Here is an 18,677-nt window from a genome sequence, read left to right as displayed (position 1 = left end):
GGTTACACGCCGCCGGCGGTGAGCTTCTCCGGGTCCAGCAGGACTTCCAGCTCGCTGCGAGTCAGATCGGTGTGTTCCAGCGCGACATCGATGACCGGACGACCTTGCTGATACGCCTGCTTGGCGATTTCAGCGGCCTTCTGGTAACCGATGATCGGGTTCAGTGCCGTGACCAGGATCGGATTGCGCGACAGCGCCTCCTTGAGCCTGGCTTCGTTGACCTTGAACGTGGCGATGGCCTTATCCGCCAGCAAGCGGCTGGCGGTGGACATCAGGGTGATGCTGCTCAGCAGGTTCTGGGCAATGATCGGCAGCATCACATTGAGTTCGAAATTGCCTGATTGACCGGCGAGGGTGATCACCGTGTCGTTGCCGATCACCTGGGCCGCGACCATTGCGGTGGCTTCGGGAATGACCGGATTGACCTTGCCGGGCATAATCGAGGAGCCCGGCTGCAAGCCCTCGAGTTCGATTTCCCCCAAGCCTGCCAGCGGCCCGGAGTTCATCCAGCGCAGGTCATTGGCGATTTTCATCAACGACACCGCCGTGGTCTTCAATTGCCCGGAAACCGCCACGGCGGTGTCCTGGGAACCGATCAACGCGAACAGGTTTTCGCCCGGAGTGAATTGCACTTGGGTCAGTTGCGTCAGTTGTTGGCTGAACAGCTCGGCAAACCGCGGGTGGGCATTGATCCCAGTCCCGACCGCCGTACCACCTTGGGCCAGCGATTGCAGGCTCGGCTGCAAATCTTGCAGATGGCCGATATTGGCCTTGAGCTGCTGCGCCCAACCGTCGAGCGCTTGGCTCAGGCGCACCGGCATCGCGTCCATGAGGTGGGTGCGACCGGTCTTGATGAACGGATGGACCTCCAGGGCCTTGCGCTCGATCACCTGCACCAGATGCTCCAACGCCGGCAGCAACTGCTCGTGCAATGCCAGGGAAGCACTGACGTGAATGCTGGTGGGAATGATGTCGTTGCTGCTCTGGCCGCAGTTCACATGGTCATTCGGATTGACCGTCTCCCCCAGCAGACGACTGGCCAGGGTGGCGATCACTTCGTTGGCGTTCATGTTGGAGCTGGTGCCGGACCCGGTCTGGAAAATATCCACCGGAAAATGCGTCATGAAATCGCCTTCGAGCAGGCCTTGGGCCGCATCGACGATGGCCTTGCCTTGGGCCGCACTGATTTGCTCCAACTCCACATTAGCCCGGGCGGCGGCAGCTTTCGCCAGAATCAGGGCGCGAATGAATTGCGCCGGCATGCGTTGGCCACTGATGGGGAAATTGTCCACGGCGCGCTGGGTCTGTGCGCCGTAGAGCGCAGCCGCCGGGACTTGGAGCTCGCCCATGCTGTCACGTTCGATACGGGTATTACTCATCGGGAAATCCTTGCTCCAGTTCAATAAGGGAAATCGACGGCGCCAGCGCGCACGTCGCCAGCGCCCAGGCATGACTCTGCCAGCGCTGGAGGCGACAGCGGCAAAGCGACTGCCGCTCCAGATCGCGCAAAGGGCGCCAGGCTTGATCGAGACAGAGGTTGCGCCAATGCCAGGGCAGTGCGACATCCGAGGCGGTGTCGAGCAACAGCCGGAAGGCGGTTTCAGAAATCATCCACGAGGAAGTGGCCGTGCAGCACGCCAGATAGCGCCCTTCGGCCAGGTAATGATCGATCAGCCGCGGCTCGTCCGGGCTCATCGCGCAACGGATCTGGCGGCTCATCCAGCGCCAGCTTTCAAGGTAGGGTTGTTCGTGCAGGGCGAAACTCATGACCGGGGCTCACTCGGCTAATGAGATTCATTATTAGATGATAATAAGAAGCAACACAAGTCTAACGAGGATCACATTGTGGCGAGGGGATTTATCCCCTCGCCACACAGAATTCTTCGGGTACAAAAAAGGCGCGTCACCCCAGTGGATGACGCGCCTTTGTTGATGCGATGAGGCGTTAGCTACCCGCCACCATCATCCGTTCGATCAGCACCGAGCCGGTGCGAATGTTGCTGCGCAGCTCCAGGTCATTCCCCACGGCAACGATCTGCTTGAACATGTCGCGCATATTGCCCGCGATGGTCACTTCCTGGACCGGGAACTGGATCTCGCCATTCTCGACCCAGAACCCCGCCGCGCCACGGGAGTAATCGCCGGTGACCATGTTCAGGCCATGCCCCATCAGTTCAGTCACCAGCAGGCCGCGGCCCATGCGTCGCAGCAAGGCCGCCTGGTCTTCTTCGCCGTGGGTCACGAACAGGTTGTGCACGCCTCCGGCATTGGCGGTACTCGGCATGCCGAGCTTGCGACCCGAGTAGGTGCCGAGGATATAGGAGACCAGCTCGCCGTTTTCCACGAACGGCTTGGCGTAGGTGGCCAGGCCGTCACCGTCGAACGCCGAGCTGCCCATGGCTTGCATCAGGTGCGGACGCTCGTCGATGGTCATCCATTCCGGAAACAGTTTCTGGCCCAGCGAGCCTTCGAGGAACGACGATTTACGGTACAGATTGCCGCCGGACACCGCCGACAGGAAGCTGCCGAACAGCCCACCGGCCAGTTCGGCTGAGAACAACACCGGCACTTCACAAGTCGGTACGGGCCGCGCGCCCAGGCGACTGGCTGCACGTTGCGCGGCTTTCTGGCCGATGCTCACCGGGTCCGTCAGCAAGGTGCCTTGGCGGCTCACGTCATACCAGTAGTCACGCTGCATCTGGCCGTCGGCCTCAGCGATCATCACGCAGCTGAGGCTGTGGCGGGTCGATGCATAACCGCCGATGAAACCGTGGCTGTTGCCGTATACCCGGCAGCCCTGGTGGGTATTGAGCGTCGTGCCATCGGCATTCTTGATCCGGCTGTCGGCATCGAATGCTGCCGCTTCGCAACGCAGCGCCTGTTCAATGGCCTGCTCCGGTGTGATGTCCCAGGCATGGAACAGGTCGAAATCCTTCAGTTCCTTGCACATCAGCGCGGCATCGGCCAGGCCCGAGGCTTCGTCTTCAGAGGTGTGCTTGGCGATTGCCAGCGCAGCGGCGACGGTTTCGCGAATGGCCTCCGGACCGCTGGCCGAGGTGCTGGCCGAACCCTTGCGCTGCCCCACATACAGGGTAATGCCGAAACCCTGGTCGCGATTGAACTCAACGGTTTCCACCTCACGCTGGCGCACCGACGTCGACAGCCCCTGCTCCAGGGATACCGCCACTTCGCACGCGCTGGCGCCCTGTCGCTTGGCCTCGGCGATGATCTGCTCGACTTGTTCTTGCAGTGCCGGCAATGCTTGCGGGCCGACGCTCTGGACTGCACTCATGGGGTTCTCCACTCAAATTCTATTTTCGGTGGTCGCCATCGAGCGACCGGGCCGGACAAGCGGCCCCCGACTGGTTATCATGGCGGCGTTTCTTTGCGGACTGCCACCATGGTTGATTCTTACGACGACTCCCTCTACGAGGGTGAAAAAAGCAAATCCCAGGTCAAACGCGAGCTGCATGCTCTGGTTGACCTCGGCGAGCGCCTGACAACACTCAAGCCTGACTTGCTGGCCAAACTGCCACTGACCGACGCTTTGCGCCGGGCCCTGGCCGATGCGCCCAAGCACACCGCGAATATCGCGCGTAAACGGCACCTGCAATTCATCGGCAAACTGATGCGCGACCAGGACACTGACGCCATCCTGGTTCTGCTCGATCAACTCGATGCCTCCACCCGGCAGTACAACGAACGCTTCCACGGCCTGGAACGCTGGCGCGATCGCTTGATCGCGGGCGATGACGGCGTGTTGGAAAAATTCGTCATCGACTATCCGGAGGCTGACCGCCAACAATTGCGCTCCCTGATCCGTCAGGCCCAGCACGAATTGGCGCAGAACAAGCCGCCGGCCTCGAGCCGAAAAATCTTCAAATACATCCGTGAGCTGGACGAGACTCAACGCGGCCTGCGCTGAGTAACGCCCTCGGGTGGAGGGCTTGGCACTCCACCCGGCGCTCCCATCATGCGCCCGTGCCACCCACGGTAATCGCATCGATCTTCAGGGTCGGCTGGCCAACGCCCACCGGCACCGATTGCCCATCCTTGCCACACGTCCCGACACCGCTGTCCAGCGCCAGGTCGTTGCCGACCATCGACACCTTGCTCATCGCCTCCGGCCCGTTGCCGATCAGGGTCGCGCCCTTGACCGGTGCGGTGATCTTGCCGTCTTCGATCAGGTAGGCCTCGCTCGTGGAAAACACGAACTTGCCACTGGTGATGTCCACTTGGCCACCACCGAGATTGGCGCAGTAAATGCCCTTCTTCACCGACGCGATGATTTCGGCCGGATCGCTCTGGCCGCCCAGCATGTAAGTATTGGTCATGCGCGGCATCGGCAGGTGCGCGTAGGATTCGCGGCGACCGTTGCCGGTGCGGGCCACGCCCATCAGGCGAGCGTTGAGCTTGTCTTGCATGTAGCCCTTGAGCACGCCGTTTTCGATCAACGTGGTGCACTCGGTCGGCGTACCTTCGTCGTCGACGCTCAGGGAGCCACGACGTCCGGCGAGGGTGCCATCGTCGACGATGGTGCAGAGTTTCGAGGCGACCATTTCACCCATGCGTCCGCTGTAGGCCGAGCTGCCCTTGCGGTTGAAATCGCCTTCCAGGCCGTGGCCGACGGCTTCGTGCAACAGCACGCCTGACCAGCCCGACCCGAGCACCACCGGCAAGGTGCCAGCCGGGGCCGGGATGGCCTCCAGGTTGACCAGGGCCTGGCGCAGCGCTTCGCGGGCGTAGCCCATGGCGCGGTCTTCGCTGAGGAAATAACGGTAGTCGGTACGTCCGCCACCGCCGTGGCCGCCGCGCTCACGACGGCCGTTCTGCTCGACGATCACGCTGACGTTGAAACGCACCAGCGGCCGTACGTCGGCGGCCAGGCCGCCATCGGTGGACGCTACCAGGATCCGTTCCCAGACCCCGGCCATGCTCACCGAGACCTGCTGGATACGCGGGTCGAGCGCGCGGGTGGCGACGTCGATGCGCTTGAGCAATTCGACTTTTTCGGCGCGGCTCATGACTTCCAGCGGATTATCCGGCGCATACAGTTGGGCCACGTCCTGGCTGCGGAACGCCTGGACCGTGCCGTTCTGCCCTGCGCGGGAGATCGAACGGGCGGCACGGGCCGCAGCGCCGAGGGCTTCGAGGGTGATGGCGTTGCTGTAGGCAAACCCGGTTTTTTCGCCGGACTGGGCACGCACGCCCACGCCTTGGTCGAGGTTGAAACTGCCTTCCTTGACGATGCCGTCTTCCAGCGACCACGACTCGGAAATCTGCCCCTGGAAATACAGGTCGGCCGCATCGATGCCCGGGCCGGCCAGGTCGCCCAGCACGCCCTGCAGGCTTTCGAGGGTCACGCCACCGGGGGCTAAAAGATGTTCACTGACTGAGGACAACAACCCGCTCATAAGTTCTACGCCTTGAATTCGTCGTCTTGGACAGGCCGCCGTCGGGCGCCCTGCGAGAAAAAGCGCCGATGGCTCGCCACCGGCATGCGCGCCCGGATGGACGCTTGTTCATTGCTGTCGCGCTCGGCCAACAGCACGGCCTCCCCCTGATCCTGTTGTGCCAGCACGCGGCCCCAAGGGTCGACAATCGCGGCATGGCCAAAGGTTTCCCGTGGCCCCGGATGCATACCGCCTTGGGCGGCCGCCAGCATGTAGCACTGGGTCTCTATGGCTCGGGCGCGTATCAGCACGTCCCAATGGGCGGCGCCGGTCACCGCGGTAAAGGCCGAAGGCGCGGTGATCAATTCGGCCCCGGCCGCCCGCAACTCGCTGTAGAGTTCCGGGAAACGCAAGTCGTAGCAAACCGTCAAGCCAACCCGGCCCACCGGTGTATCGGCGACCACCACGTTGGCGCCGTAAGCATAGTCATCGGATTCGCGGTAGCGCCCGCGATTGTCCGCCACGTCCACATCAAACAGGTGCAGCTTGTCATAGCGCGCCACGACCTGGCCTTGGTCATCCACCAACAAAGAGCACGCGTGGGCCCTGGCCTCAGGCTGGTCTACCGGCGGCAACGGCAACGTCCCGGCCACAATCCATAACTTGAGGTCGCGGGCGACCTGTTTCAACCAGGGCAGGATCGGTCCCTGACCAAAGGCTTCGGCGCGCGCGATGTCGGCGACGTCCCGCCGACCCATGGCGGCGAAGTTTTCAGGCAGCACCGCCAGCCTTGCGCCACCGGCGGCAGCCTGTTCCAGCAACACGCGGGCACGGGCCAGGTTAGCGAGTACATCACTTTGGCTGACCATTTGAATCACGGCGACTGGCATGACTCCTCCCGCTATTTCGTTTGTCCGGTGTGGTAGGGCATCGATCGATCAGAACGGTTTGTCGAAGGTGATCTTCGGCTCTTTCCACGGCCCCTTGACGTCGTATCTTACGCTGGCAAAACGCGCCACGCGGTCACCGATCAGTTTGTCGATCAAAAACAACGCCCCACCCACTGCCGGTGCGCCGACGATCAGCGCGGCGATTGGCAAGTTGTTGGTCACCGGCAAGGTCACCAACAATTTGGCGTCGACCCGGTCGGCCACCATGTCCAGCGTTCCGTTGAGTTCCAGGTTGCTCGACGGCCCCGTCAGGGTGATGGGTTCGCGGGTCACATAAACCCCGTTACTCGCCACCAGCAGTCCCTTGACCCGGTCGTAACTCAGCCCCTTGCCGAACAGGTCGGAGAAATCCAGGCGCAAGCGGCGGCCAATGGAGTTGAAATTCAATAGCCCGAATACCCGTAGCGCCTGGGCACTTCCCTCGACTTCAACGAACTGCCCTTTATTGAGGGACGCATCGAGGCTACCGGAAAAACGCTTGGTGGCCACCCAGGCGGGCGAACCGGGCCAGCGGCCGTCGACATCCAGGTGAAATTCCTGGCTGGTCACGCTCGGCGCGAAGCCCCAGCCTTTGAGCACGTCGGCCAGATTCTTGCCCTTGATACGACCCTTGTACCAACTGCTGGTGGAACCGGGCAGGCCTTCCCAGGCGCCATTGCCGTTCAAGACCATGCCCTTCAGGCCCATGTCCAGATCGTTCAGCGCAATGCCCTTGCCGGTCGGGCGTACCTTCAGCGACCACGCACCGATGAGATCGGGGCCTTGGAACAACTGGTCGATGGCGATATCCATGGCCGGTATCTTGCTGGGATCGACCGAGGCCAGTGGATCCGGGGCGTTTTCGTCGGCCTGGACCGTCGGGTCGGCGGCGGGTAGCCGGACGTAATCGAGCTTGATGGCGATGGGAGCAGCTTTGGCATCCGGCAAATTGACGCTGCCCTTGGCCTGCTGGCTGTCAAGCCGCATGGCCCAAGCGTCCGGCTTACGGTCCAGTTGCACCGACGCCTGGTCCAGCGTCGTGCCCATGGCAGTAAGCTTGCCCACTTTCAGGTCGGCGCTGCTGAGTACTTGCCGGGCGCTACCGCCCGGATCCTGACCGGCGTATTTGCCAACCAGTTCCTGCCAAGGACTCACGTCCAGTTCCGACAGCGTGCCGCGCAATCGCAGCCCCTTGGCGCCAGGCAAGACCGCATCGCCCACGCCCAGCAACAATTCGCCGCGACCGTCAGCGAAGTTCCCACTCGGCGCCGCGTAAGTAAAACTGGCCAAATCGCCGTAATTGAGCCAATACCGCCGCTCCGGCCCTTGCAAGGTCATGCGAAACACTGTGTCGCGGCCAACATCCGCAGCCATGCCGAAAGGTGTCGGCAGGTCTACGGCCACGCCCTTGAGGCTGGAGCTGACCGACAACTGGCTGTCGGCACCGTCCAGGATCACTTGCAACTGGTAGGGCACGACACCGGATACCGGCAACGGCTGGGTGACATTCAGCCAATTGGTGAGTTTCTTGATTTCCACCTGCCCGGACGCGGCGACCCGGGTGTTGAGCGCACCGGCACGGCCCTCGGCGAAAATCTGCGCGGTCACGGGGCGGTCGAACGCCCGGGCCGCGATGTTCTTGCCACTCAGCCCCTTGCTGCTGTCGAAACGGAAATCGCCTTTGAGCTGGGTCAATTCCAGCGCTGGTTCGCTGAGCTTGAGCCGGGCCTTGTCGGTGGAGAAGTCCACCAGGATCTTCGGTTCCTCGCCCTTGACCAGCGGGATATCGAGTTTCACGTTGCCTTGCAGGTCGCCCTCGCCTTCCCAGCCAGCGAACGTCTCGGCCGTGCCAATCGGCGCGGTCTGGAGGATTTTCAGGCCGTCGCCCAATCCGCCGGCGAAACCGCCGTCCAACAGCAGATGAGAACTCTGCCCGCTGGGTACATGAGGGATATTCACCGCGATGTCCTTGACCTGCGTGTTCAGCAGTTGCCCTTCGCTGGCGAAGATGCGTACGCCGCTGTCTTCGACGAACACATCACCGCTGACCTTGCTGACCGAAGGCCAGCCCGGCTGGAACGCCAGCTCGGCGTCATGCACCTTGAAAAACAGGCTGATGCTGCGGTCCGCGTCCCCGGCACTTTTATTCAGCGAGCCTTGGTACTGGAAAAAACCCTCGTCCACCGCACCCTTGACGATGGCCGTGCGCAACCATTCGTCCAGCGCCGGGCTGAGGACGGCCGGCAGGTACTTGGCGGTGTAGCGCCCGTCACCGTCCACCAGGCCGACCCGCAGGTCCATGTAGTCTTCCTGGCTGTGGTCCAGATGCAGGCGGATCAGGAAATCGCCAGCAATTCGGCCTTCCTCGCCCAGCACCTTCAGATACGGCGCGATCAGGGTGAACGTCTGCTTGTCGAGCTTCCAGGTCAGCCGGGCGTTGGCCTGCTGATATTGCCAAGGTTTGGCAAAGATCGGGTCCAGGTGCAGGGAGAAATCCTTGCTGTCCATGCGCAACTCGCCACCGCCGAGGTCGCCACTGAGGCTGCCCGACACGTTGCGCGCCGCTGGGGCACCGCGATAGGCGTCAAAGCCCACGGTGTCCAGGTTGGTCGCAAAGCTGATTTTCTGGTCGCCGGTGTTTTGTGGTCGAAAGTCCACCAGGACGTTGCGCAGGCCACCGGTTACCTTGAGCCGGTCAATTGTCGTGGCAAGGCCTTCGGGCAACGGCGCCAGGGCATTGAGCAGTGGCGTGAGCGGTGTCAGGTCGAGGCGATCGGCCTGCAAATGCCAGCGTTCCTCGGTCTTGTCGGTGGCGTCACTCTGCTGCAAATGGAGACGCGATTCCCAACGGGTCTCGCCCAGGTTCATTGCCAGCGTGTCGAAGGTCGCGGTGAATCCCTGGCTGCTGCGCTGGAAATATGCGTTGAGCGCCAGGTTGTGGATTTGCACCGGTTTGCGGTCGGCATAAGCACCCTGGAGCTGCGGCGCATTCAAGCGCATGGCCGCGCTTTGCACCGTGCCCTGGCCCCAACTGAGCCAGAACTCGCCGCCGGCCTTGATCTCGGAAAAATTCCATTGTCGGGTCAGGCGCTTCGGCAGCCATTTGGACCAGTCGCTTTGCGGCAGGCTCAAATAGGCATCCGCCTCGCCATTCTTCCAGTCGCTGGCGCGAATGCGGGTACGCAGGTTGATCGCCACGGGCTGGCCGTCCGGCAACGTCAGGCGCGCGTCCAAGCGCTGGCGGGCGCCGCCGGTGCGCAAGCTCAGGCCGACGTAGGTCAGGCTCAACGGAGGATGATCCACCGGCTGCAAAGTGACCTGGCTGTCGAGCACCGACAGCTTCGAAACCATCTGCATCCGATCCAGCAACTGCTGTGGATCGAATGGCTGGTCGTCCCGCACCGGCAGGCCTTCCAGCACCCATTTGCCGTCGGCGCCTTCCTTGAGGCTGATCTTCAGGCCACTGACTTCCAGATGAGCGATGCGCACCTGGCGCGTCAGCAGGCTGTCCCAGAGGTTCGGCACGGCCCTGACCTGATCGAGGTGCAAGGCATTCGGCCCCTCCCCGACCACCACGTCGCGCGCGGCCAATATCGGCGCCAGGGCACTCCAAGTGCCTTCGAGGCTACCGACATGCACGGGTATGCCCAACGCTTCGCTGGCCCGAGTCTCGACTTCGCTGCGGTATTCGGCCACCAGCGGGACCAACTCCCGGCCGAGGCTGACGTATAACGCGAGCACCACCAGCAGCAGCGCGCACAGGCCCAGCCCCCAGCGTGTCAGCGTCGCCAAAAGGCGTGTCAGACGCTCCATGTCAGCAGTCCCCCCTGGCAAAGGCATTCAATTGCGCGGCCTTGCCATCCACGCGACTTCAGAGCAACACCACGTCGTATTGCTCCTGGGAATACATGGTTTCCACCTGGAAGCGAATCGTGCGACCGATAAAGGCTTCCAATTCCGCGACGTTGCCGGACTCTTCATCGAGCAGGCGGTCCACCACTTTCTGGTTAGCCAACACTCTATAGCCCGTCGCCTGGTAGGCGCGTGCCTCGCGGAGAATTTCCCGGAAGATTTCGTAACACACGGTTTCCGGAGTCTTCAGCTTGCCTCGCCCCTGACAGCTGCTGCAGGGCTCGCAGAGCACCTGCTCAAGGCTTTCGCGGGTGCGCTTGCGGGTCATCTGCACCAGGCCCAGCTCAGTGATGCCGATGATGTTGGTCTTGGCGTGATCGCGCTCGAGTTGCTTTTCCAGGGTACGCAGCACTTGGCGCTGATGCTCTTCATCTTCCATGTCAATGAAATCGATGATGATGATTCCGCCCAGGTTGCGCAGGCGCAGTTGCCGGGCGATAGCCGTGGCCGCCTCAAGATTGGTCTTGAAGATAGTTTCTTCGAGGTTGCGATGGCCGACAAACGCCCCGGTATTGACGTCGATGGTGCTCATCGCCTCGGCCGGGTCGACCACCAGGTAACCGCCAGACTTGAGAGGCACCTTGCGTTCAAGGGCGCGCTGGATTTCGTCTTCTACGCCGTACAGGTCGAAAATCGGCCGTTCGCCAGGATAATGCTCGAGACGGTCGGCGATTTCAGGCATCAGCTCGGCGACGAATTGCGTGGTCTTCTGGAACGTTTCCCGGGAATCGATGCGGATTTTCTCGATCTTGGGGCTGACCAGGTCCCGCAGGGTCCGTAGCGCCAGGCCAAGGTCCTCGTAGATCACGCTGGGCGTGGCGATGGTCTTGATCTGCACGGCGATCTGGTCCCAAAGCCTTCGCAAGTAGCGGATATCCATCAGGATCTCGTCGGCGCCGGCGCCCTCGGCGGCGGTGCGCAGGATGAAGCCACCGGCCTCCTTGATCCCTTCTTTTTCCACGCAGTCGCTGACGACCTTCTTCAGACGCTCACGCTCGCCTTCGTCTTCGATCTTCAGCGAAATGCCGACGTGGGCAGTGCGTGGCATGTACACCAGGTAACGCGACGGAATGGACAACTGGGTGGTCAGCCGCGCGCCCTTGGAGCCGATAGGATCCTTGGTGACCTGCACCACCAGGCTCTGGCCTTCATGCACCAGCGCGCTGATGCTTTCCACCGCCGGCCCTTCGCGCATGGAAATTTCCGACGCATGGATGAACGCTGCGCGGTCCAGGCCGATGTCGACGAACGCCGCCTGCATGCCCGGCAACACCCGCACCACCTTGCCCTTGTAGATGTTGCCGACAATGCCACGCTTTTGCGTGCGCTCGACGTGAACCTCTTGCAGGACACCGTTTTCAACCACCGCCACGCGCGATTCCATCGGCGTGATGTTGATCAGGATCTCTTCACTCATGGCAGGGTCTCGTTCAGGCGTATTCACGATTATGGCCGCATCAAGTCAGACGGCGCTCAGCGCGCGCTCAAGGTTTGCCAACAGGGTATGCCGAAATGGCCGAGTAGTTCTGCGGTTTCGCACAGTGGCAGGCCGACCACGGCTGAATAACTGCCTTCCAGTCCGGCGACGAACACCGCGCCCAGGCCCTGGATACCATAGCCGCCCGCCTTGTCCCGAGGTTCGCCGCTGGCCCAATAGGCGAGCGCTTCCTGTTCGGTGATGAGGCGAAAGCACACCCGGCTGCGAACCACCCGGGTTTCGCAGTGCTGGCCGTCCACAACGGCAATGGCGGTCAGCACTTCATGGTCGCGACCGGACAGGCTCAGGAGCATCGACAGGGCGTCAGCCTGATCCACTGGTTTACCGAGAATTCGTCCCTGCAACACCACGGCGGTGTCGGCCCCGAGCACGCAGCCCTCGACGCCAGACGCCAAGGCGTGTCGCCCGGCCTCGGCCTTGCCACGCGCCAGGCGTTCGACATAGGCCGATGGGGTTTCTTGATCGAGGGGAGTTTCGTCGATGTCCGCGCTGATGGCGGTGAACGGCACGCCGATCTGCGCAAGCAGCTCACGCCGACGCGGCGAACCTGAGGCGAGGTAAAGCGGTTTCATCAAGACATCTCCCTTCCAAGGTGCGGGCCAATGCCTGACCGAATCAGTTGATTTTGAAACGCAGGCGCAAGCCACGCAAACCGAAGCTTATCCACGGCCAGAGCAAGGCACTGACCAAGGCCGGCAGCACCAGCGCCAGGGTAGGCTGACGATTGCCGGTCAGCGCGCTGAGCCATAGCTGTACCAGCTGCGCCAGGCCAAAGATCACCAGGATCACCAGGCACTGTTGCCACATCGGGAACATCCGCAGGCGTTGTTGCAGCGACAGCACCAGGAAAGTGATCAGCGTCAGGATCAATGCGTTTTGCCCCAGCAACGTGCCGTAAAGCACGTCTTCGGCCAAGCCAAGGCACCAGGCGGTGACCATGCCAACCTTGTGCGGCAAGGCCAACGCCCAGAAGGCCAGCAACAGGGCCAGCCACAGTGGCCGGAGGATTTCCATGAACTGCGGCAGCGGTGAAATGCTGAGCAGCAGGCCGATGGCGAAAGTCAGCCAGACCATCCAGCCGTTACCGGATCGAGTACTGCTCATTCTTCTCGTGCTCCCCTAGTGGCAGGCGCGGTGGCGGGCGTCGAGGCCGGCGGTTTGGCTGCAGGTCTTGCAGGCTGGGTCGCCGGCTGATGGGCGGCTGGACGGGCGGGGGTCGCGGCAGGTGCGGCCGGGGGCGTCGTGGCCGGGGGCGTGGCAGCGGGTGTTGCTGCTTGAGGCTTGGGCACCGTGGTCGGAACAGGCACAGGCGCTGGCGCGGCCGGAGCGGTCGATTCGCCACCCTGCCGGTCCTGGACTTCCTGGGCCACCGCCGCATCGTTGGCGCGTTCTTCAGGCGTGCGATTGTCGCTGAAAACCAGCAGCAGGTAGCGACTGCGGTTCAACGCGGCCGTCGGCACTGCCCGCACGATCGCGAACGGCTGGCCGGAGTCGTGGATGACTTCCTTGACCGTTGCCACCGGATAACCGGCCGGGAACCGCTGGCCGAGGCCGGAACTGACCAGCAAGTCGCCTTCCTTGATGTCGGCGGTGTCCGCCACGTGGCGCAGCTCCAGGCGTTCCGGGTTGCCGGTACCGCTGGCAATCGCCCGCAAGCCGTTGCGATTGACCTGCACGGGAATACTGTGGGTGGTATCGGTCAGTAGCAGGACACGAGACGTATAGGGCATCAACTCCACCACCTGGCCCATCAGGCCACGGGCGTCGAGCACCGGCTGGCCGAGGACCACGCCGTCGCGCTCACCCTTGTTGATGATGATGCGGTGGGTGAAGGGGTTGGGGTCCATGCCGATCAACTCGGCCACTTCGACCTTCTCGTTGACCAGCGCGGAGGAGTTGAGCAACTCGCGCAACCGCACGTTCTGCTCGGTGAGGGCCGCCAGCTTCTGCATGCGCCCCTGCAACAGCAGGTTTTCGGTCTTGAGTTTTTCGTTTTCGGCGACCAGTTCGGTCCGGCTGCCAAACTGACTGGCCACACCTTGCCACAACCGTTGCGGCAGGTCGGTGATCCAGTAGGACTCCATCAACACCAGCGACATCTGGCTGCGCACTGGCTTGAGCAGCGTGAAACGGGCGTCGACCACCATCAGCGCGACCGACAGCACGGTCAACACCAGAAGGCGCACACCCAGTGAGGGGCCTTTGGCGAAAAGCGGTTTAATAGGCCGCTCCTCCCAGGCAAATGTTTTCTTTATTCATACGGCATCAAACCGGCCTGGATACGAATGACAGAAGATAAACGCCAACGGGCAGCACTGCAAAGTGCTGCCCGGGCGCAAACAACATAGACCACTCAGCCAGACTTATTCGCTGGAGAGCAGGTCCATGGTGTGCTTGTCCATCATTTCCAGCGCACGGCCACCGCCGCGGGCAACGCAGGTCAAAGGGTCTTCGGCAACGATCACCGGCAGGCCGGTTTCCTGGGCCAGCAGTTTGTCGAGGTCACGCAACAGCGCGCCACCACCGGTCAGCACCAGGCCGCGCTCGGCGATGTCCGAGGCCAGTTCCGGCGGCGACTGCTCCAGGGCGCTCTTGACGGCCTGGACGATGGTCGCCAGTGACTCTTGCAGCGCTTCGAGCACCTCGTTGGAATTGAGGGTGAACGCCCGTGGAACGCCTTCGGCCAGGTTGCGACCGCGTACGTCGACTTCGCGCACTTCACCGCCCGGGTAGGCCGTGCCGATTTCCTGCTTGATGCGCTCGGCGGTGGATTCGCCGATCAGGCTGCCGTAGTTGCGGCGCACGTAGGTGATGATCGCTTCGTCGAAACGGTCGCCGCCCACACGCACGGACTCGGCGTAGACCACACCGTTGAGGGAGATCAAGGCGATCTCGGTGGTACCACCACCGATGTCGACGACCATCGAACCGCGCGCTTCTTCCACCGGCAGGCCGGCACCGATGGCTGCGGCCATTGGTTCTTCGATCAGGAACACTTCGCGGGCACCGGCACCGAGGGCCGATTCACGGATGGCGCGACGCTCCACCTGGGTGGATTTGCACGGCACGCAGATCAGCACGCGAGGGCTGGGCTGCAGGAAACTGTTTTCGTGAACCTTGTTGATGAAGTACTGCAGCATCTTTTCGCAGACGCTGAAGTCGGCGATCACGCCGTCTTTCATGGGGCGAATGGCTGCAATGTTGCCCGGCGTACGGCCCAGCATGCGCTTGGCTTCCGTACCGACAGCCACGACACTCTTCTGGTTACCGTGGGTGCGGATAGCCACGACCGAGGGTTCATTCAGGACGATACCGCGCTCGCGCACGTAAATAAGGGTGTTGGCAGTGCCCAGGTCGATGGAAAGATCGCTGGAAAACATGCCACGCAGTTTCTTGAACATGGGAAAGGGACCCTAGGCAACGCGTGGGTAAAAAAGTGCGGCAAACTCTAACAACGACAGGGATTTTGGGCAAGGCGCCAATATGTTAAATTGGCCGCTTTTCTGTGCACCAAACCCCACAATCGCGGGTATAGACCCGTAGAAATGCGGTAGTGTTCCGACAATCTAACACACGGACAGACTGCGTCCGTTTTGTTTTCCACTGGAGAATCCCATGGCGCTTGAACGCTCCGACGTGGAAAAAATCGCTCATCTGGCCTGCTTGGGCCTCAATGAAGCCGATCTTCCACACATTACTGCTGCCCTGAACAGCATTCTAGGGCTGGTCGACGAGATGCAAGCGGTCGATACCGACGGTATCGAACCGCTGGCCCACCCACTGGAAGCCAGCCAGCGCCTGCGCGCCGACGTCGTCACCGAGTCGAATAATCGCGAGGCCTACCAGTCCATCGCACCTGCGGTCGAAAACGGCCTGTACCTGGTTCCGAAAGTCATCGACTAAAGGGAAAGAGCCTCTCATGCATCACATGACCCTGGCCGAGATCGCCCGCGGACTCGCCGATAAAAAGTTTTCTTCCGAAGAGCTGACCAAGACCCTGCTGGCGCGCATCGCCCAGCTCGACCCGCAGCTCAACAGTTTCATCAGCCTCACCGAAGAACTGGCCCTGAGCCAGGCCAAGGCCGCCGACGCCCGTCGCGCCAACGGTGAGAGCGGCGCCCTGCTCGGTGCGCCGATTGCCCACAAAGACCTGTTCTGCACCCAGGGCATCCGCACCAGTTGCGGCTCGAAGATGCTCGATAACTTCAAGGCGCCGTACGACGCCACCGTCGTCGCCAAGTTGGCCGCCGCCGGCACCGTGACCCTGGGCAAGACCAACATGGACGAATTCGCCATGGGTTCTGCCAACGAGTCGAGCTACTACGGCGCGGTGAAAAACCCGTGGAACCTGGAACATGTCCCGGGCGGTTCGTCCGGCGGTTCCGCCGCCGCCGTGGCCGCGCGCCTGTTGCCCGCTGCCACCGCGACCGACACCGGCGGCTCGATCCGCCAGCCAGCCGCGTTCACCAACCTCACCGGGCTCAAGCCGACCTACGGTCGCGTCTCGCGCTGGGGCATGATCGCCTACGCCTCCAGCCTCGACCAGGGCGGCCCGCTGGCGCGCACCGCCGAAGACTGCGCGATCCTGCTGCAAGGCATGGCCGGCTTCGACCCGAACGATTCCACCAGCATCGATGAGCCGGTGCCGGACTACAGCGCCGGCCTCAACGGCTCGCTGCAAGGCCTGCGCATCGGCGTACCGAAGGAATACTTCGGCGCCGGCCTCGACCCGCGCATCGCCGAGCTGATCCAAGACAGCATCAAGGCGCTGGAAAAGCTCGGCGCCGTGATCAAGGAAATCAGCCTGCCGAACATGCAGCACGCCATCCCGGCGTACTATGTGATCGCCCCGGCGGAAGCGTCCTCGAACCTCTCGCGCTTCGACGGCGTGCGCTTCGGCCATCGCTGCGAGAATCCGCAAAACCTCATCGATCTGTACAAGCGCTCCCGTGGCGAAGGCTTCGGCGCCGAAGTGCAACGCCGGATCATGGTCGGCGCCTACGCGCTGTCCGCTGGCTACTACGATGCCTACTACCTCAAGGCGCAAAAAATCCGCCGCCTGGTAAAAAACGACTTCATGGCCGCCTTCAACGAGGTCGACATCATCCTCGGCCCAACCACGCCGAACCCGGCCTGGAAACTCGGCGCCAAGAACAGCGACCCGGTCGCTGCCTACCTGGAAGACGTCTACACCATCACCGCCAACCTCGCCGGCTTGCCAGGCTTGTCCATGCCGGCCGGTTTCGTCGATGGCCTGCCGGTGGGCGTGCAGCTGCTCGCGCCGTATTTCCAGGAAGGCCGCCTGCTCAATGTCGCTCATCAGTACCAGCTGAACACTGATTGGCACACCCGCACCCCAACCGGCTTCTGAGGAGAAACACATGCAATGGGAAGTCGTGATCGGGCTGGAGATACATACCCAGCTCACCACCCGATCGAAAATCTTTTCCGGTAGCTCGACCACGTTCGGCTCCGAGCCCAACACCCAGGCCAGCCTCGTCGACCTGGGCATGCCCGGCGTACTGCCTGTGCTCAACGCCGAAGCGGTGCGCATGGCGGTAATGTTCGGCTTGGCGATCGACGCCGAGATTGGCCAGCACAACGTGTTCGCCCGCAAGAACTACTTCTACCCGGACCTGCCCAAGGGCTACCAGATCAGCCAGATGGAATTGCCGATCGTCGGCAAGGGCCACCTGGACATCGCCCTGGAAGACGGCACCGTCAAACGCGTCGGCATCACCCGTGCGCATCTGGAAGAAGACGCCGGCAAGAGCCTGCACGAAGAATTCAACGGCGCCACCGGCATCGACCTGAACCGTGCCGGCACGCCGCTGCTGGAAATCGTCTCCGAGCCGGACATGCGCAGCGCCAAGGAAGCCGTGGCCTACGTCAAGGCGATCCATGCACTGGTGCGCTACCTGGGCATCTGCGACGGCAACATGGCCGAAGGCTCGCTGCGCTGCGACTGCAACGTGTCGATCCGGCCAAAGGGCCAGGTCGAGTTCGGCACCCGCTGCGAGATCAAGAACGTCAACTCGTTCCGCTTCATCGAGAAGGCGATCAACACCGAGATCCAGCGCCAGATCGAACTGATCGAGGACGGCGGCAAGGTCATCCAGCAGACCCGCCTGTACGACCCGAACAAGGACGAGACCCGTCCGATGCGCAGCAAGGAGGAAGCCAACGACTACCGTTACTTCCCCGATCCGGACCTGCTGCCGGTGGTCATCGAGGACTCGTTCCTCAATGACGTACGCGCCACCCTGCCGGAACTGCCACCGCAGAAGCGCGAGCGTTTCCAGGCGCAGTTCGGCCTGTCGAGCTATGACGCCAACGTCCTGGCCACGAGCCGCGAACAAGCCGACTACTTCGAAAAAGTCGTGAGCATCGGCGGCGACGCCAAGCTGGCGGCCAACTGGGTGATGGTCGAGTTGGGCAGCTTGTTGAACAAGCAGGGCCTGGAAATCGATGAGTCGCCGGTCTCGGCCGAGCAACTGGGCAGCATGCTGCTGCGGATCAAGGACAACACCATTTCCGGCAAGATCGCCAAGATGGTGTTCGAAGCCATGGCCAATGGTGAAGGCAGCGCCGACGAGATCATCGAGAAGCGCGGCTTGAAGCAGGTCACCGACACGGGGGCGATCAGCGCCGTGCTCGATGAAATGCTCGCGGCCAACGCCGAACAGGTCGAGCAATACCGCGCGGCGGACGAAGCCAAGCGTGGCAAGATGTTCGGCTTCTTCGTCGGTCAGGCCATGAAAGCCTCCAAGGGCAAGGCCAACCCGCAACAGGTCAACGAACTGCTCAAAAGCAAGCTCGAAGGCTGACTTAATGGATGGTGATCGTTCCCGCGCTCTGCGTGGGAACGCCTCACTGGACGCTCCGCGTCCGCTTTTTGTGACGCAGAGCGTCACGGGCTGCATTCCCACGCAGAGCATGGGAACG

At 62.4% G+C, this 18,677-nt stretch carries 15 protein-coding genes; 4 read left to right on the top strand and 11 right to left on the bottom strand.

Annotation, left to right across the window (positions count from 1 at the left end; all coding sequences use genetic code 11):
• Window positions 1-2: 2 nt before the first annotated feature.
• The 3 genes from HU742_RS03940 to pmbA all read right to left on the bottom strand — a co-directional run bounded on the left by HU742_RS03940 (window position 3) and on the right by pmbA (window position 3,292).
• On the bottom strand, window positions 3-1,379 hold the full coding sequence (locus tag HU742_RS03940) for a class II fumarate hydratase (protein WP_186643891.1): 1,377 nt from the start codon (window positions 1,377-1,379) through the stop codon (window positions 3-5).
• Window positions 1,372-1,767 carry a FagA protein gene (locus HU742_RS03935; protein ID WP_186638021.1) on the bottom strand — a complete coding sequence of 132 codons (396 nt, stop codon included), beginning with the start codon at window positions 1,765-1,767 and terminating at the stop codon, window positions 1,372-1,374. Before HU742_RS03935 ends, HU742_RS03940 begins: the two co-directional genes overlap by 8 nt.
• 178 nt (window positions 1,768-1,945) lie before the next feature.
• The gene (gene pmbA / locus HU742_RS03930) at window positions 1,946-3,292 is read right to left on the bottom strand and encodes a metalloprotease PmbA (RefSeq protein ID WP_186643893.1); all 1,347 of its coding nucleotides are present in this window, start codon (window positions 3,290-3,292) and stop codon (window positions 1,946-1,948) included.
• A 108-nt stretch (window positions 3,293-3,400) separates the two neighbouring features.
• Between pmbA and yjgA the strand changes: the two genes are divergently transcribed.
• Window positions 3,401-3,925, top strand: coding sequence for a ribosome biogenesis factor YjgA (yjgA, locus tag HU742_RS03925; RefSeq protein ID WP_186613398.1), 525 nt, complete (start codon window positions 3,401-3,403; stop codon window positions 3,923-3,925).
• A 46-nt stretch (window positions 3,926-3,971) separates the two neighbouring features.
• Here yjgA and tldD read toward each other — a convergent pair whose 3' ends face one another.
• The 8 genes from tldD to mreB all read right to left on the bottom strand — a co-directional run bounded on the left by tldD (window position 3,972) and on the right by mreB (window position 15,133).
• On the bottom strand, window positions 3,972-5,414 hold the full coding sequence (gene tldD / locus HU742_RS03920) for a metalloprotease TldD (RefSeq protein WP_186643894.1): 1,443 nt from the start codon (window positions 5,412-5,414) through the stop codon (window positions 3,972-3,974).
• Window positions 5,415-5,419: 5 nt separating this feature from the next.
• Complete coding sequence (locus HU742_RS03915; protein ID WP_186638015.1) at window positions 5,420-6,283, bottom strand: carbon-nitrogen hydrolase family protein; 864 nt, start codon at window positions 6,281-6,283, stop codon at window positions 5,420-5,422.
• Between the two features lie 48 nt (window positions 6,284-6,331).
• Window positions 6,332-10,135: a YhdP family protein gene (locus HU742_RS03910; protein ID WP_186643895.1), complete on the bottom strand. Its 3,804-nt coding sequence runs from the start codon at window positions 10,133-10,135 to the stop codon at window positions 6,332-6,334.
• 58 nt (window positions 10,136-10,193) lie between these two features.
• Window positions 10,194-11,651 carry a ribonuclease G gene (gene rng / locus HU742_RS03905; protein ID WP_186613392.1) on the bottom strand — a complete coding sequence of 486 codons (1,458 nt, stop codon included), beginning with the start codon at window positions 11,649-11,651 and terminating at the stop codon, window positions 10,194-10,196.
• A 56-nt stretch (window positions 11,652-11,707) separates the two neighbouring features.
• Window positions 11,708-12,304: a Maf family protein gene (locus HU742_RS03900; RefSeq protein ID WP_186643896.1), complete on the bottom strand. Its 597-nt coding sequence runs from the start codon at window positions 12,302-12,304 to the stop codon at window positions 11,708-11,710.
• Between the two features lie 43 nt (window positions 12,305-12,347).
• On the bottom strand, window positions 12,348-12,836 hold the full coding sequence (gene mreD / locus HU742_RS03895) for a rod shape-determining protein MreD (protein ID WP_186638006.1): 489 nt from the start codon (window positions 12,834-12,836) through the stop codon (window positions 12,348-12,350).
• The gene (gene mreC, locus HU742_RS03890; RefSeq protein WP_186643986.1) at window positions 12,833-13,954 is read right to left on the bottom strand and encodes a rod shape-determining protein MreC; all 1,122 of its coding nucleotides are present in this window, start codon (window positions 13,952-13,954) and stop codon (window positions 12,833-12,835) included. The genes mreD and mreC overlap by 4 nt, the downstream gene beginning before the upstream one ends.
• Before the next feature lie 141 nt (window positions 13,955-14,095).
• A complete protein-coding gene (mreB, locus tag HU742_RS03885; RefSeq protein WP_002555108.1) occupies window positions 14,096-15,133 on the bottom strand; it encodes a rod shape-determining protein MreB in 1,038 nt (345 codons plus the stop codon).
• 214 nt (window positions 15,134-15,347) lie between these two features.
• Between mreB and gatC the strand changes: the two genes are divergently transcribed.
• From gatC to gatB, 3 genes are read left to right on the top strand one after another with little or no spacing between them, the layout of a single operon-like run.
• On the top strand, window positions 15,348-15,635 hold the full coding sequence (gene gatC, locus HU742_RS03880) for an Asp-tRNA(Asn)/Glu-tRNA(Gln) amidotransferase subunit GatC (protein WP_186613387.1): 288 nt from the start codon (window positions 15,348-15,350) through the stop codon (window positions 15,633-15,635).
• A 16-nt stretch (window positions 15,636-15,651) separates the two neighbouring features.
• Window positions 15,652-17,103 carry an Asp-tRNA(Asn)/Glu-tRNA(Gln) amidotransferase subunit GatA gene (gene gatA, locus HU742_RS03875; protein ID WP_186638003.1) on the top strand — a complete coding sequence of 484 codons (1,452 nt, stop codon included), beginning with the start codon at window positions 15,652-15,654 and terminating at the stop codon, window positions 17,101-17,103.
• A 10-nt stretch (window positions 17,104-17,113) separates the two neighbouring features.
• On the top strand, window positions 17,114-18,559 hold the full coding sequence (gene gatB / locus HU742_RS03870; RefSeq protein ID WP_186643897.1) for an Asp-tRNA(Asn)/Glu-tRNA(Gln) amidotransferase subunit GatB: 1,446 nt from the start codon (window positions 17,114-17,116) through the stop codon (window positions 18,557-18,559).
• The last annotated feature ends 118 nt before the right edge of the window (window positions 18,560-18,677 follow it).

The sequence above is a fragment of the Pseudomonas marvdashtae genome (assembly GCF_014268655.2).
GTDB classification, from domain to species: domain Bacteria; phylum Pseudomonadota; class Gammaproteobacteria; order Pseudomonadales; family Pseudomonadaceae; genus Aquipseudomonas; species Aquipseudomonas marvdashtae.
Note: the sequence above shows the minus strand (reverse complement) of the source record. Positions and strands in the feature narration are given on the sequence as shown.